This window comes from Actinoplanes sp. NPDC048791, from assembly GCF_040650095.1.
Classification (GTDB): domain Bacteria; phylum Actinomycetota; class Actinomycetes; order Mycobacteriales; family Micromonosporaceae; genus Actinoplanes.
Window position 1 is genome coordinate 1 of record NZ_JBEZGQ010001634.1, and the last position, 1,251, is coordinate 1,251.

The window sequence follows — 1,251 nt, forward strand, 5'->3', positions numbered from 1 at the left end:
GGGCGGCGCTGCTGGTCGGAGCGCTCGCCGGGCTCTACCCGGCCGCCCGGGCGGCCCGCCTGTCCCCGGCCGAGGCCCTGCGCACCCTGTGAGGCCCGGTTCCAAGCGCTTTTGTGGGGTTCCCACAAAAGCCGGGCTCCGGCATGCGTGATCCCGGCATTGTTGTACCCACCGGTAATCAAGGAGGGTAGAGATCAGGTGGAGGCGGCGCTCCGGGACCCGGACGTCGCCTTCTGTGCGTTGTGCTTGGGAGGCTCAGCCGGTGTTCAGTCGTGTCGCCATCGTCAACCGTGGAGAGGCCGCGATGCGGCTCATCCACGCTGTCCGGGATCTTTCGGCGGAAACCGGGACGCGGATCGAGACGATCGCCCTCTACACCGATTCCGATCGCACCGCGACCTTCGTCCGCGAGGCCGACCACGCGTACCTGCTGGGTCCGGCCGCCGCGCGCCCCTATCTCGACCTGGCCGTGCTGGAGCGGGCGCTGGTGGAGACCCGGGCCGACGCGGCGTGGGTCGGCTGGGGCTTCGTCGCCGAGGACCCGGCGTTCGCCGAGCTCTGCGAGAAGGTCGGGGTCACCTTCGTCGGGCCCAGCGCGGACGCGATGCGCAAGCTCGGCGACAAGATCGGCGCCAAGCTGATCGCCGAGGAGGTCGGTGTCCCGGTCGCCCCGTGGAGCCGCGGCGAGGTCGCCACGCTGGAGGACGCCCTGCAGGCCGGGGACCGGATCGGCTACCCGCTGATGCTCAAGGCCACCGCGGGTGGCGGCGGGCGCGGCATCCGGATGGTCGCCTCGGGTGCGGACCTGGCCGACGCGTACGAGCGCACCAGCCAGGAGGCGCTGCGGGCGTTCGGCTCGGGTGTCGTCTTCCTGGAGCGCCTGGTCACCGGCGCCCGCCACGTCGAGGTGCAGGTCATCGCCGACGGGCAGGGCACCGCGTGGGCGCTGGGGGTGCGCGACTGCTCGGTGCAGCGGCGCAACCAGAAGGTCATCGAGGAGTCGGCCTCCCCGGTGCTCTCCCCGGAGCAGACCGCCGAGCTGAAGGCGTCGGCCGAGCGGCTCGCCGTGGCCGTCGGTTACCGCGGCGCCTGCACCGTCGAGTTCCTCTACCACCCGGGCGAGAAGCTGTTCGCCTTCCTGGAGGTCAACACCCGGCTCCAGGTCGAGCACCCGATCACCGAGATCACCACCGGCACCGACCTGGTCCGGCTCCAGCTGCACGTGGCCGGCGGCGGGCGGCTGACCGGCCC

The 1,251-nt window shown here is 72.3% G+C and carries 1 protein-coding gene; it reads left to right on the forward strand.

Annotated features, from left to right (window positions below; all coding sequences use genetic code 11):
- Window positions 1-262 precede the first annotated feature (262 nt).
- On the forward strand, window positions 263-1,251 hold a 989-nt coding region (locus tag AB0C29_RS49150; RefSeq protein ID WP_360835364.1), incomplete at its 3' end, for a biotin carboxylase N-terminal domain-containing protein.